The organism is Vibrio sp. J383, from assembly GCF_023503985.1.
GTDB lineage: Bacteria > Pseudomonadota > Gammaproteobacteria > Enterobacterales > Vibrionaceae > Vibrio > Vibrio splendidus.
In genome coordinates this window covers 717,682-730,750 of sequence record NZ_CP097293.1, presented here as the reverse complement: position 1 = coordinate 730,750, position 13,069 = coordinate 717,682, and the positions used below count along the sequence as shown (strand labels likewise).

General features: G+C 44.8%; 13 protein-coding genes. 6 read left to right on the top strand and 7 right to left on the bottom strand.

The window, feature by feature from the left end; genetic code table 11:
* The first annotated feature begins 16 nt into the window (after positions 1-16).
* Entirely contained in the window at positions 17-766 is a 750-nt protein-coding gene (locus M4S28_RS03350; RefSeq protein ID WP_237291157.1) for a potassium channel family protein, read from the top strand.
* Positions 767-817: 51 nt separating this feature from the next.
* Here M4S28_RS03350 and M4S28_RS03345 read toward each other — a convergent pair whose 3' ends face one another.
* A complete protein-coding gene (locus M4S28_RS03345; RefSeq protein WP_249632314.1) occupies positions 818-2,335 on the bottom strand; it encodes a CYTH and CHAD domain-containing protein in 1,518 nt (505 codons plus the stop codon).
* A gap of 207 nt (positions 2,336-2,542) precedes the next feature.
* On the opposite strand from M4S28_RS03345, the gene M4S28_RS03340 reads away from it, so the two are divergent.
* The 3 genes from M4S28_RS03340 (at position 2,543) to M4S28_RS03330 (ending at position 5,431) form a co-directional block, all read left to right on the top strand.
* Positions 2,543-3,223, top strand: coding sequence for a TIGR00153 family protein (locus M4S28_RS03340; RefSeq protein ID WP_004735960.1), 681 nt, complete (start codon positions 2,543-2,545; stop codon positions 3,221-3,223).
* 128 nt (positions 3,224-3,351) lie between these two features.
* Positions 3,352-4,614, top strand: coding sequence for an inorganic phosphate transporter (locus tag M4S28_RS03335; RefSeq protein ID WP_017077661.1), 1,263 nt, complete (start codon positions 3,352-3,354; stop codon positions 4,612-4,614).
* 205 nt (positions 4,615-4,819) lie between these two features.
* Positions 4,820-5,431 (top strand): TIGR04211 family SH3 domain-containing protein, encoded by a 612-nt coding sequence (locus tag M4S28_RS03330; RefSeq protein WP_054547835.1) that lies wholly within the window; start codon positions 4,820-4,822, stop codon positions 5,429-5,431.
* 129 nt (positions 5,432-5,560) lie between these two features.
* Here M4S28_RS03330 and M4S28_RS03325 read toward each other — a convergent pair whose 3' ends face one another.
* A complete protein-coding gene (locus tag M4S28_RS03325) occupies positions 5,561-6,544 on the bottom strand; it encodes a general secretion pathway protein GspB (protein ID WP_249632313.1) in 984 nt (327 codons plus the stop codon).
* Entirely contained in the window at positions 6,544-8,214 is a 1,671-nt protein-coding gene (locus M4S28_RS03320) for an ExeA family protein (protein ID WP_249632312.1), read from the bottom strand. The genes M4S28_RS03325 and M4S28_RS03320 overlap by 1 nt, the downstream gene beginning before the upstream one ends.
* Before the next feature lie 36 nt (positions 8,215-8,250).
* On the opposite strand from M4S28_RS03320, the gene M4S28_RS03315 reads away from it, so the two are divergent.
* The gene (locus M4S28_RS03315; RefSeq protein ID WP_249632311.1) at positions 8,251-9,567 is read left to right on the top strand and encodes a multifunctional CCA addition/repair protein; all 1,317 of its coding nucleotides are present in this window, start codon (positions 8,251-8,253) and stop codon (positions 9,565-9,567) included.
* Between the two features lie 100 nt (positions 9,568-9,667).
* On the opposite strand, the gene M4S28_RS03310 is transcribed toward M4S28_RS03315, so the two are convergent.
* The 3 genes from M4S28_RS03310 to folB are packed head-to-tail and all read right to left on the bottom strand — an operon-like array spanning position 9,668 to position 11,325.
* On the bottom strand, positions 9,668-10,471 hold the full coding sequence (locus M4S28_RS03310) for an undecaprenyl-diphosphate phosphatase (protein WP_004735967.1): 804 nt from the start codon (positions 10,469-10,471) through the stop codon (positions 9,668-9,670).
* A 15-nt stretch (positions 10,472-10,486) separates the two neighbouring features.
* Positions 10,487-10,969 carry a 2-amino-4-hydroxy-6-hydroxymethyldihydropteridine diphosphokinase gene (folK, locus tag M4S28_RS03305; protein ID WP_054547839.1) on the bottom strand — a complete coding sequence of 161 codons (483 nt, stop codon included), beginning with the start codon at positions 10,967-10,969 and terminating at the stop codon, positions 10,487-10,489.
* The gene (folB, locus tag M4S28_RS03300) at positions 10,966-11,325 is read right to left on the bottom strand and encodes a dihydroneopterin aldolase (protein ID WP_004735969.1); all 360 of its coding nucleotides are present in this window, start codon (positions 11,323-11,325) and stop codon (positions 10,966-10,968) included. Before folB ends, folK begins: the two co-directional genes overlap by 4 nt.
* Positions 11,326-11,463: 138 nt before the next feature.
* Between folB and plsY the strand changes: the two genes are divergently transcribed.
* A complete protein-coding gene (gene plsY / locus M4S28_RS03295; protein WP_004735970.1) occupies positions 11,464-12,060 on the top strand; it encodes a glycerol-3-phosphate 1-O-acyltransferase PlsY in 597 nt (198 codons plus the stop codon).
* Between the two features lie 94 nt (positions 12,061-12,154).
* On the opposite strand, the gene M4S28_RS03290 is transcribed toward plsY, so the two are convergent.
* Positions 12,155-12,970 (bottom strand): alpha/beta fold hydrolase, encoded by an 816-nt coding sequence (locus M4S28_RS03290; protein ID WP_249632310.1) that lies wholly within the window; start codon positions 12,968-12,970, stop codon positions 12,155-12,157.
* Positions 12,971-13,069 lie beyond the last annotated feature (99 nt).

Below are 13,069 nucleotides of genomic sequence, written 5' to 3'. Positions count from 1 at the left end.
TTTGAGCCTCGTATGAATGTTAAATAGTATCAAAGACACAACCAAGCCGATGAGCTTATTATCACTGATTCTCTCTTTCTTAGCGTTATTTGTGATCTCAGGCTTATTGTTTGCACCGATTGATAAAGAATCAAAACAAGTTCTTATCGGCCTCGATTTTATAATCTGTAGTGTTTTTCTTTTTCAGCTCACGATTGATCTATTGAGATCACAAAATAAGAAAGAATATCTAAAAGTACACTGGATCGATTTCTTAGCAAGCATCCCAATGATCGAACCACTTCGTTTCGCTCGCATTTTTCAGATCCTGCGTGTCATTCTTGTGCTCCGCTCGGGTAAACGTGTTTTTAGAGAGCTGTTTCGTAATCGCAAAGAAACCACACTCGCCTCAATTATTCTGCTACTGGTTATTCTCCTAACCATAGGAGCTGGAACAATACTTCTGTTAGAACACAAAGATCCCAATGCCAACATTACCACTGGCCAAGATGCTTTGTGGTGGGCTTTCGTTACCATCAGTACCGTAGGGTACGGCGATCATTACCCAGTGACAAACTCAGGGAAATTAGTCGCCTCTCTGGTGATCATTTGTGGTGTGGGTGTTTTCGGTATGATTTCAGGCTTGATTACTTCTCTGATCACCTCCCCAACTCACCATGAGAATCAACGAGCAGAAAACAAAGAGAAGCATCTTGAAAAGATCATTGAGCAACAACAGAAAATACTAGAGCGACTAGAAAAGCTCGAGCAACAAACAAAAAAATAGGGCCGAAGCCCTATTTTCAAATTCATACTTATACTGATGCCGGTATTGAGTTTAGTCTTGCCAGTATGGCTCAACCTCAACACTGATTTGGCGTGTCTGTTCCATCGCATGCAGAATAGACACTTCTTGGCGAGCCAACCAACGCTCTAGCTGAACCTTCTCATCGCCTTCCAATTTCTCAGTCAAAGGCTCTAACGTTTTAAGTGCCAGCAAGTCATCAATGCCTTGTACCATATCGGCCCATGGCAAGCGGAAGCTGTTTCGTTCATCGTCATCATACAAACTCGCGAAACCAACGCCAGAATACAGATTACGCATCAAACGGTATTGCTGATCAATATACGCTTGGCTGGTCATCACTCGCTCTGGCGGGAAAGCTTCCATCAAATCGGCCCATGTGCGATCGAGTTGCTGCACGGAAAACCATTCGATACCACGAGCCATTTGCTCACGTGCTTTTTCATCTAAGAAAGGTTGCCAGCCACGAGACAAGATCCAACGGCTAAGATCTAATAATAAACCGGTGTATCGAGCAGAACTCAATAAGGTCAACAGGTCTTCACGATCTGGCAGTTGCTCTTGCATCTCTTTAAGCTCAGCGACCAAGAACTTACGTGCATCTAGCTTACGCAGCACGTGGCCTTTATCTTCGAGCAAATCGTCAAAGTGATCATAACTTTTTAGCCAATCAAGTTCTTGCTCAAGCCACTTAAGTTCTTGGCGTAAAATAGCACTCGCGCGTCTTGGAACAATATCACCATAGATAGTGAAGGTTTGACGAATAAAACTTAGCGAATGGCTTATCTCATGTAACGCTTCAATCGATTGACGCTCAGTAAAAATCTGCTCGTGAGAGTGCCAATGAGCGAGAGCATGCTCTAAAGATTGAATGAAACACGATTCAACAGTATCACTTTTGTCAGTATCAACTAAGGTCAAAGGAGTGACTTCATCTCCTTGATAACCTTGAGCAAGGCGGTAACCCTTAGCGGCTTTGCTGAGATTCCCCAAACGCATGCCACCTTGTTCGCAGAATTGACGAGACAATGTAAATAGAGCATCCGTTTGACCCGATTTAAGTTCCAATTCGACTTCGCAAATCGGTTCTTGCAGATCGCCTGACTCAACGAAGCCTTGGTCGAACGCAACCTCAACCTGGCTGCCATCTGGCATACCAATCAACCACTGCTCACGCGTGAAGTTGGTAGAGAACAGAGGAGTCAGCTCAGCTTGCAACGTTGCGGTGTCTTTACCCGCTGGCCAGATATCCTCTGGATGCAGGGCTAGCTTAGGTTCATTGCTATCGTGTTCTGCATTGTATTCTGGCCTTTGATGCAGACCAGCAACCACACGACCAGCCGTCTTTACGGTTTGTACAAATACGTCATCAAAACGTCGAATACGCAAGCCAATATCGTGCTTACGTAGCCAGTTGTCAGGGGTGTCAAAGTAGATGTTACCTAGCTCGCGACAACTGTGCTGAAGTACTTTAGTTTCAGCAATTTTATTGCGTAAAGTCTCTGAAAAATCAGGAGAAACAAAAAACTTCAGTTCTATCTCGGTTTCCATAGTTATACCTTTCTGTGAAGATAGGGACAGGATATTGCCAATTTGAAAACTCAGCAAGTCAGAAATATCGCCCTTATGATGATCTAAAACAGTTTTAATGAGACATTGATTAGGTTAACATGCGCGACTTTGTAGCCATCGCTTAACATTTCACCATGAATATGGTGTATGTTGTTTTAAGGTTATTATTTATTAGGTTGGATGACCATGCCAGTAAATACAATTATGGGGTTATTTGCAAAGTCCCCAATTAAACCTTTGCAGCGTCACGTAGTATGCGTGAACGAATGTTGTTCTCACCTAGTTAATTTCTTTGAAGTTTCTTCAAAAGGTGACTGGGAGAAAGCATCAGAAATTCGAGCTCAAATTTCTCACCTTGAGAAAGAAGCTGACGTACTAAAACGTGAAATTCGCCTTAAACTTCCTCGTGGTTTGTTTATGCCAGTTGATCGCACCGATATGTTGGAGCTATTAACGCAACAAGACAAACTCGCAAACCTAGCGAAAGACATTGCTGGCCGTGTATATGGTCGTCAACTTGTCATTCCTGCTCCAATGCAAGAAAACTTCATCGCTTACGTTAAACGCTGTCTAGATGCAGCGAACCAAGCACAAAACGTAATCAATGAATTAGACGAATTACTTGAGACTGGCTTTAAGGGCCGTGAAGTAACACTCGTTGCTGAAATGATTCATCAGTTAGATGTAATTGAAGATGACACGGACGCGATGCAGATCGAATTACGCCAACAATTAATGGCGATTGAAGACGATATGAATCCAGTTGACATCATGTTCTTATACAAAATTCTTGAATGGGTTGGTGGTATTGCAGATCAAGCACAGCGTGTAGGCGCTCGTCTTGAAGTAATGCTTTCTCGATCTTAAATCATACGCTAACTATATAACGAAGAGCATTTTTTAACCAAACCACTTATGCGCTGAGTATTCCTCTCGCTGAGCGGTTTTTTGCGTCTAAATTTGTTCCGCTTGTTATCAAACAACTAGGTATTACGATGGATATCCTTGCTAACTACGGCACTGTCCTGATTATTGTTGCAGCAGCTTTCGGTTTCTTGATGGCTATTGGTATTGGTGCAAATGACGTTGCGAATGCAATGGGCACTTCAGTAGGCTCTAAAGCTCTAACCGTTAAACAAGCGATCATTATCGCAATGATCTTTGAATTCGCAGGTGCTTACCTTGCGGGCGGCGAAGTAACAGACACGATCCGTAAAGGTGTTATCGAAACGTCTCTATTCGCTCATCAACCTGATGTACTTGTGTACGGCATGATGTCAGCGCTGCTGGCTGCTGGTACATGGTTGCTTCTAGCATCATACATGGGCTGGCCAGTATCAACGACTCACTCAATTATCGGTGCCATCATCGGTTTTGCTTGTGTGTCTGTAGGTACAGAAGCTGTAGATTGGAACAGCGTTCAAGGTATTGTGGGTAGTTGGATTGTCACACCGTTGATTTCCGGCATCTTCGCCTATCTTATTTTTGTCAGTGCCCAACGACTGATATTCGATACAGAAAATCCGTTGTTTAACGCTAAGCGTTTTGTGCCTGTGTACATGTTCATTACGACAATGGTCATTGCACTTGTAACAATTAAGAAAGGTCTTAAGCACGTTGGCCTTCACCTAAGCGGCACTGAAGCCTGGTTATGGGCAGCTGGTGTTTCTGCTCTAGTCATGGTTGGCGGTTACTTATACATTCAAAAGAAATTTGCTAATCGCGAAGAAGACCATGGCTTTGCTGGCGTTGAAGGTATCTTCAGCGTACTAATGGTTATCACAGCTTGTGCGATGGCATTCGCACACGGTTCAAATGACGTTGCGAACGCGATTGGTCCACTGTCTGCTGTTGTTTCAACGGTTGAGCACATGGGTGAAATCTCAGGTAAGAGCACTATCGCATGGTGGATTCTTCCACTAGGTGGTATTGGTATCGTTGTTGGTCTTGCTACCATGGGTCATAAAGTAATGGCAACCGTGGGTACTGGTATTACAGAACTAACACCTAGCCGTGGCTTTGCTGCTCAACTAGCAACGGCATGTACGGTTGTACTTGCTTCTGGTACTGGCCTTCCGATTTCAACCACGCAAACATTGGTTGGTGCGGTTTTAGGTGTAGGTTTTGCTCGTGGTATCGCAGCACTCAACCTAGGCGTTGTGCGTAACATCGTTGCTTCGTGGATTGTAACGCTACCTGCAGGTGCTCTACTTGCTGTTGTGTTCTTCTACGCAATTCAGGCTATGTTTACTATGTAATAGCCCTGGCGTTAGTAAATATTAGCGTCAGAAAACGGTGAGCTTCGGTAATGATATGTAAATACCATGTCATTATTGACTCAAACGCACAGAAAGGGAGGCTTTGCCTCCCTTCTTTGTTGCACCGCATAAAGAAACTAAATATTATTTGCTCATTGAGGCTGACTCATACGCCTACCCAATTTGAATCGTTAAGGGATTTACTGTGAAAAAACTGATTAGCTTAGTTTTGCTCGCAATGCTTGCGGCTCCAGCTGCCTTTGCACAAGACCGTTATATTGCTGACAAACTATTTACTTATATGCATTCTGGCCCAAACAACACATTCCGTATCATCGGTAGTGTTGATGCTGGTGAAAAGATTACTTACCTACAAACTAACAAGAGCACGGGTTACACCCAGGTTCAAGACAGCCGCGGCCGTAAAGGCTGGGTAGAAAGTAAGTTTGTAAGCACTCAAGAAAGCATGGCTCTGCGTATGCCTAAGCTAGAGAAAGAGCTGACTGAAGTTAAAGGCAAGCTAGCGAATGCTCGTCAAAGTGCTGACAGCGAAAAAGCTGGCCTAGCGAGCTCTCTAGACTCTCGTAACAAGCAAATTTCTGAACTTGAGCAAAACTACAGCGAGATTAGCCAACAACTTACGAGTTCTCAAACAGAGAACCGTGAGCTACGCGCTAAGCTAGACACTCAAAAAGATGATCTACTACTGAAATACTTTATGTATGGTGGTGGTGTTGCTGGTATTGGTCTACTTCTTGGCCTTGTCCTGCCACACATTATACCTCGTCGCAGAAAGTCACCAAACGGCTGGTCGTAAGCTGATCACTTTACCTGTTTGGCTTATCTTGCGCTAAACAGGGTAAATTCAGTATCGAATATCAAAAAGGAGCACCTCGGTGCTCCTTTTTATTTGTCTGTTCTCTAGGCCTTTGGGGCTATCTAACTTTTAGCCTTTCCACTCGTACAGAGCGGGGATTTCTATTTTCTGTTGATTGAACTCGATAATCACTGATTGTGGCTTAATCTCCAGTAATTGAATGTCTTGTCCAATCCAATCTCCTTGCGCCACTTCTTGGCCATTCACTTTTACCCAACGCTTGGTTTCACTACTCGAATACATGTGAGTTTGCAGGTCTAGCTTAGGTAATACCCCAGATAAACTATTGCTGTGAGACTCTAACTCTATGACCTGAGACCCTACCTGCCCTGCTGGACGTGAGTCCATTGGCTCAGGTACGCTTTGTTGCTCACCCATCATTGATTCAAGCTTTAAGGCCAAATCAGGTGGTAACTCACTGAGATCTAGCCCTTGCAGTAAATCACTGTCCGATTGCAGAGCCGTATTCTCATTGCTTACACCTGGCTGAACCTCTTGCTGAGCTAGTGATAACTCTGACTCTTCTGATGTTCGCGCACTACTCTCTGAACTAGCCACAGGCACAATAGCTCCACCAGCGACATTCGTACTTTCAGAGCCAATCTGCGCATACACCTCTTGGCGTGGCAGTGCTTTCAAAGGTTGGCTTGCCGGCGCTGGGCGAACGGCGAATAATACTTCATCTTCTGCATCCACTGACACAGCATCCACATTGGCTATATCAACATCAGCGATTTGAGGCTCAAGGTCTGATTGAGGTTCTGATTCAGGCAGTATCACCAACGCAGCTTGGCTAGCCGAGTTTTGTTGTTGGTTATACGATTGATAAGCTAGAACACCACCCACCAACAAAGAAGGCACCAAGATAAGGAGTAGCCCTATGGCTAACGATGCGCCTCGTTTATTGCTAATCCCTTTAACAGAACTTGGCACATGATGATTTTGGTAGCCTTTGAAGCTGGGGCTATTAAAAGATGATTGTTTAAGAGACGCTTGGTTAAAAGGCGGCTGCTTAGCAGACGACTGATTAAGCTCATGCATAATGCGTGACATTAACTTGCGCCTCCATCGAGTGACATCAACTTAGGCGAATCGAGTTGAGCCAATCTTTGTAATCTTGCCAGTGTGCGTTTTCCTGCAATGCCATCGACAGACATCCCTTGCCACATTTGAAACGCTTCAATTTTCATTTTTAACTCATAGTCAAATACATCACTGCCCGATACGTCTTCACCCAAAACTTCAGACAATAGCAGATCAAGCAGTGCAATCGCCTCACCTTGATAACCCTCTTTGAGCGTATCTCTGAGTGGCTGTTTCCAAATCGCGACATAATCACCTTGCCAGATTTTCTTTAAGGTACGCTTAGGCATCACCAAGAGCTTTTCGTTAACGAGGAGCTCGACAGACTCCTCAGACGCACCATAAAGCACAGCAAACACTGGCTCTTGATCGATATCCAGATTAAGGACCACGGGTACGCCAAGCTCTAACAATGTATCCAAATTTGACTGTTGTTGCACACACACAAAGACACTTTGCGGCTCACTTAAGCACAAGCCATCACGCAGTGAAGACTGATACCCCCAGAGCGTATACAAGTCCTTGATAGCGAGAGAACGATTGGTTCCCTGCATCAAGTGCTGTTGAATATCTTGTGGCAAAGCAAACTTGGAAGGTTTTGGCTCAGCAACCAACTGAGGTTGATTCGCCAACAAAGAGCGCTGAGCCTGTGCAGACACTTCTGTTTTCATTTCACTTGAAGTCTCAGCCGACTGCCATGCATTGATATAGCTTGGAGCAAAATTAAAGGTCGCCATTGCGAGGCCGACACTTAATGTAGCAATCCCTGCGTATTGGAATAACTTAGGTACGACGAGAGAAGATCGAGGCTTTTCGACATGATACACATCGGCCTGAAACGACATAACTTGCTGACACGCTCGGTTAACCGTTTCATTGTTCGGTAATGGCTCACCATCATGAAAAGCCAATTGCAGGGCTTTGTCACACACCAAGTTAATGAGCCTTGGAATACCATGAGTATATTGGGCGATCAGCTTGATTGAACGATTCGAAAACAGCATCTGCTCGCCACCCGCCGTTTCCAAACGAAACGCGATGTACTTGCCAGTTTCTTCAGTATTAAGAGGCAGTAGGTGATAGCGACCTGTAATGCGCTGAGCTAGCTGACGTAATTGAGTGGTTTGTAAGTGCTGTTGTAATTCCGGTTGGCCGACCAACAGTACTTTTAACAGCTTGCGACTATCAGTTTCTAAGTTGGTCAGAAGGCGCAGCTGCTCCAGCACATCAGCTGCGAGATGTTGGGCTTCATCAATCACCAATAAGGTTTGAATGCCTTCAGCATGACTATCGAGCAGGAAGTGATGAATGGCCTGACTCAGCTGTTTCAACGATGCTTGTTCAGGGTACTCGACCTCAAACTCATCACAGATAGCTTCCAGTAAATCCGTATTGGAAAACGTAGGGTTGAGTATAAGGCCAGCTTGAGTCTGATTATCGAGTGATGACAACATCGCTTTGGCGACCGTTGTTTTTCCTGTACCGACCTCACCAGTAAGCATCGCAAAGCCCCCACCCTCGCCTAAACCGGCTTGTAGGTTCTGCATCGCTTCTTGATGGCGCTGACTCAAAAACAAATAGCGAGAATTTGGTACAATCGAAAATGGCATCTCAACGAAGCCAAAATATTCCTTATACATGTGCTGCCCTATAATTACGATTAATGGAAAGTACCATTGCTTGCAGTAAAGTCCAGCAGTGATAAAACATTTCGAGGTGATAAGTTGCAAATATACGATAGCCTACCAAAAGAGCGTGGGCTACAGCGCTACCTAGTCGGTGGGGCGGTACGCGATAAGCTGCTCAATATTGATAGCTATGATAGAGATTGGGTCGTGGTAGGAAGTACCCCTCAAGAAATGGAAAGCCTTGGCTTTACTGCTGTCGGGAAAGATTTCCCTGTATTCTTACACCCAAAAACCAAAGAAGAGCACGCACTGGCTCGCACCGAAAGAAAGTCAGGTTCGGGTTACACAGGTTTCGAATGTTACTTTGCACCAGATGTGAGTTTGGAAGAAGATCTCATGCGTCGAGATTTGACCATCAACGCCATTGCTCAAGACGATAAGGGCCAACTTTACGATCCTTACCATGGCCAGAAAGATCTCTCTGATCGTGTTCTAAGACACGTCTCGGATGCTTTTGTTGAAGATCCTCTGCGTGTGCTACGTGTGGCTCGCTTCGCCGCCAAACTCCATCATCTCAACTTTACGGTTGCACCAGAAACCATGGTGATGATGAGTGAGATAGTTCAATCCGGTGAACTGGCATACCTCACTGCCGAACGAGTTTGGCAAGAGTGGCATAAATCCCTTAGCACTCCGTATCCTGAAGTATTCCTTTCGATACTGAAAGAGTGTGGTGCATTGGCTGTTGTGCTGCCTGAAATTGACGCGCTGTTTGGTGTACCTCAACCTGAAAAGTGGCACCCTGAGATCGACACGGGCATTCACACTCTGATGGTTGCTCAACAAGCTGCGCGATTAAGCTCATCGTTACCCGTGCGTTTTGCCGCTCAAGTGCATGATTTAGGTAAAGGCGTCACGCCAGAAAGCGAGTGGCCAAGCCATAAAATGCATTGCCATACAGGCTTAAAAATCATTAAGAAGCTGTGTGAAAGAGTCAGAGTGCCCAATGAATTCAGAGATCTCGCACTGTTAGTTTGCGAGCAACATTCTAATATCCACCGCGCAGGCGAGCTCAAGCCAACCACCTTTCTCAAGGTTCTGAACAAGTTTGATGTTTGGCGTAAACCAGACAAGCTCAACGACATACTGCTTTGCTGCCAAGCCGATCACGCTGGCCGAAAAGGATTAGAAGATCAGCCTTACCCTCAGAAAGCGCGTTTCGAAGTGGCTTACCAAGCGGCGCTTCAAGTCGAAGTTAAAGCGATTATTGCCGATGGTTTTCAAGGCAAATATATTCGAGAAGAACAAGAGAAGCGTAGAGCTGCCGCGATTGAGAGCGCCCTATTAGAGCTCGCTGATAGTTAATCGCAATTACGCTGATTACCATGCATTAAAAAACCCGCTACTAGGCGGGTTTTTCCGTTTCAATCTTTAGGACGAAACGTTTGTCTACGTAAGTCGAGTGCTACTGCATCATCAAGAAAGCAAATAGACCAAAACCTAGAATCAGGCGGTAGATAACAAACGGTGTCATACCCATACGTGAGATCAGCTTCAAGAAGAAGTGAATACAGATATAAGCACTGATGAAAGAAACCACGATACCCGTTAGCAAGGTGCCAACATGGATAGGGTCACCACTGGTCACTAACTTCAGACCTAAGTAACCACCCGCCAGAGTGATGATTGGGATAGACATTAGGAAAGAGAATCGAGCCGCGGCTTCACGTGTGAAACCAAGATAAAGTGCTGCAGTAATCGTCGCGCCAGAACGAGACGTACCTGGAATAATCGCCATGGCTTGAGCAAGACCAATAAACAGCGCCTTTTTCCAACCCGCTTGGTATTCGTCATCACGCAGGCTTGAGTTCTTATCCACCCACCATAGCAATAAACCAAAGATAATCGTAGTCGTCGCGATCACCCATGCACTGCGCAAGTAAAGCTCAACAATATCTTTCATCAACAAACCAAAGATACACGCAGGAATCGTCGCGAGAATGATCATCCACGCGAGCTTCGCTTCTTTACTACGATCACCTTTAAACACGGAACCAAAGAATGCGCTCAAAAGAGAGACCACTTCTTTGCGGAAATAGATAACGACTGCGGCCAAAGTACCAACGTGGACAGCCACATCAAAAGCCAAGCCTTGATCTTCCCAACCTAATACAGCAGAAGGAAGGATTAAGTGTGCAGAACTGGAAATAGGTAAAAACTCAGTAAAGCCTTGCACCAACGCCAACATAAACGCTTCAAAATAACTCATTACTTACCTTAAAAATTATAGTTTTATATCTACGACAGAGAGCGAATCTAATTGCTGCATCTTCTGCCATATTTCACTGACGGTTCTTCCATCTTGCGGGATCACTCTCGCAGGACAGAGATCATAAAGTGGTTGTGTTACAAAAGGATATTTATAGATATCACTGCGTGGTAATTCTGGTTCGCTTTCAGAAACCACGTCTCCAAACAGCACAATATCAAGATCGAGCTTTCGATCTTGAAGTTTATGAGCATCTTGAGAGCGACCCCATTTAAACTCAATTTTACGCAACTGCTGTGAAAATTCAGTCAATGAGAGTGACGTGTCGAGCTCTATCACAAAGTTATAAAACGAATGGCTTTCAAACCCTACAGGCTCACAATGATAGATCTTAGAGCATTTAAGGTTAGTCCCTAACGATTGAAGCTCTGTCCATGCCACCCTTGCATGCTTGTCGCGGTCTATGTTCGTGCCAACACCAACATAGGCTATTGTCATGCTTGACCTCGTTCGATGATCACACCGACGGCTTTTGCTTGTGGCACTGCGCCAGGCTTCGCTAAACGGATTTTAATCCAAGGCACTGAGAACTGAGTCATGATTAATTCAGCGACTTCTTCTGCCACACGCTCAACCAATAGGAATCGGCCATTCGCAATATGGTCAAGTACGGCAGTGCTGACTGTCGAGTAATCCAAAGCATCGACAACATCATCACTCTTACCTGCAGGGCGGTTGTCATGAGCCATTTCAATATCAAGCACAAGTTTTTGTTTGATCTCTTGTTCCCAATCGTAAACACCGATCGTTGTAATTACTTCTAGCTGTTCAATGAAAACTTTATCCAGTGCCATGACTTGTCCTTTTAGAGGTCGGATACCCATATGGGGGAAAAAAACGTATTATTCGTGTAATTCCAGATATGATATCAATTACTCTTGGATTGAGCATTATTTTCCCATCGTTAGACTTATAACCGTTTAAGGAAAAACATGACCCCTTTGGCACTTATCATGATCATTGCAGCCTATTTGCTAGGTTCAATTTCGAGTGCGGTCTTGATATGCCGAGTCTTAAGACTTCCTGATCCAAGAACGGTAGGCTCCAACAATCCAGGGGCCACCAATGTATTGCGTGTTGGCGGCAAAGGCGCCGCTGCAGCCGTGCTACTTTGTGACATGCTTAAAGGCACCATTCCAGTCTGGCTTGGCTACTACCTCAATATCGACTCGATCATTTTAGGCGTCGTGGCGATTGCTGCATGCCTTGGTCATATGTACCCTATATTCTTCCACTTTAAAGGTGGTAAAGGCGTCGCAACAGCACTCGGAGCCATCGCCCCAATTGGATTCGATCTAACGGGCATGATCATGGCGACTTGGTTGGTTGTGGCATTTTTGTTTCGTTATTCTTCTTTAGCGGCACTGGTTACTGTGTTGCTCGCACCTTTCTACGCTTGGTTAGTCAAACCTCAATACACACTGCCTGTGGCCATGTTGTGTTGTTTGATCGTCCTACGTCATCATCAGAATATTCGTCGCCTACTCGATGGCAGTGAACCCAAACTCGGGCAAAAAAAATCGGCTTAAACTGTCATGTCTAAGCCGAATCATTTTTAAACTGGGATAAATTTAAACCGACACAAGTCTCTGTCGATCAAGACTATTCAGTATTTAAGAGCTCTTACAGTAGATGTTTATCTAAAAATGTCTTCAGCATTGTGTTCACAAACTCTGGTTGCTCAAGCGAGCTAATATGACCAGCACCAGGAATCACCACTAACTCACTGCCCGTAATGCAATCGTGCATTAGGTATGACTCAAGTGCCGGACGTGGCTTATCTTCTTGTCCAACGGCAATCAAAACAGGCAGTGCAAAGTTCTCTACCGCTTCAATCATATCGCGACGCCCAAACACCATTCGACCGATTCGTGCGACTTCTTCTGCTTTCTCACCCTCAAGTGATGATAGCTGCTGAGTAAAACCTTCCACTAAAGCTGGTGAGTTAGTTTGAGCATCATTAGCAAAGAACAGTGGAACAACCGCTTCTACAATCGGCTGAGGAACCATTTTAATTTGAGTAATGGTGTCTAACATGCTGAAGTATTTAGCATGAGCAACTTCTGGCTCTAAACCAACAAAGGTATCCATAAGTACCAGAGACTTGATTCGTGCAGGAGCTAACTCCGCCAACTCTGTTCCCCACATACCGCCAACCGATAAGCCAACCACAGAGAATTCTTCGATCTCTAAATGATCAAGCAGAGCCAAAACGTACTGAGCGTAATCTTTCAAGTTACGCATCGAAGCTGGTGCAGCTTGAGACTCACCATGAGACCAAAGCTCTGGAACAATACAGCGATACTGAGTTTTTAATGCATCGATCTGCGGTTTCCACATTGCACTATCCCAAAGGTAGCTGTGGCCTAACACAACAACAGGGCCTTGACCTTCATCTAGGTACGCCATCGACTGATTGTCTACTGTAAACTTGTTCATTTTCTTCCCTAATCTCTGTTAGCAATTATTTATCGACACATAGTCGGTAAGCTAGGATATAAAAACGGCCGCACAAGGCGACCGTTTATCGAAACACAC

What these genes read in the sequence shown, in the direction of transcription:
- M4S28_RS03350 (WP_237291157.1), top strand. Translation starts at nt 17, where the DNA reads ATGTTAAATAGTATCAAAGACACAACCAAGCCGATGAGCTTATTATCA.
- M4S28_RS03345 (WP_249632314.1), bottom strand. Translation starts at nt 2,335, where the DNA reads ATGGAAACCGAGATAGAACTGAAGTTTTTTGTTTCTCCTGATTTTTCA.
- M4S28_RS03340 (WP_004735960.1), top strand. Translation starts at nt 2,543, where the DNA reads ATGCCAGTAAATACAATTATGGGGTTATTTGCAAAGTCCCCAATTAAA.
- M4S28_RS03335 (WP_017077661.1), top strand. Translation starts at nt 3,352, where the DNA reads ATGGATATCCTTGCTAACTACGGCACTGTCCTGATTATTGTTGCAGCA.
- M4S28_RS03325 (WP_249632313.1), bottom strand. Translation starts at nt 6,544, where the DNA reads ATGTCACGCATTATGCATGAGCTTAATCAGTCGTCTGCTAAGCAGCCG.
- M4S28_RS03320 (WP_249632312.1), bottom strand. Translation starts at nt 8,214, where the DNA reads ATGTATAAGGAATATTTTGGCTTCGTTGAGATGCCATTTTCGATTGTA.
- M4S28_RS03310 (WP_004735967.1), bottom strand. Translation starts at nt 10,471, where the DNA reads ATGAGTTATTTTGAAGCGTTTATGTTGGCGTTGGTGCAAGGCTTTACT.
- folK (WP_054547839.1), bottom strand. Translation starts at nt 10,969, where the DNA reads ATGACAATAGCCTATGTTGGTGTTGGCACGAACATAGACCGCGACAAG.
- folB (WP_004735969.1), bottom strand. Translation starts at nt 11,325, where the DNA reads ATGGCACTGGATAAAGTTTTCATTGAACAGCTAGAAGTAATTACAACG.
- plsY (WP_004735970.1), top strand. Translation starts at nt 11,464, where the DNA reads ATGACCCCTTTGGCACTTATCATGATCATTGCAGCCTATTTGCTAGGT.
- M4S28_RS03290 (WP_249632310.1), bottom strand. Translation starts at nt 12,970, where the DNA reads ATGAACAAGTTTACAGTAGACAATCAGTCGATGGCGTACCTAGATGAA.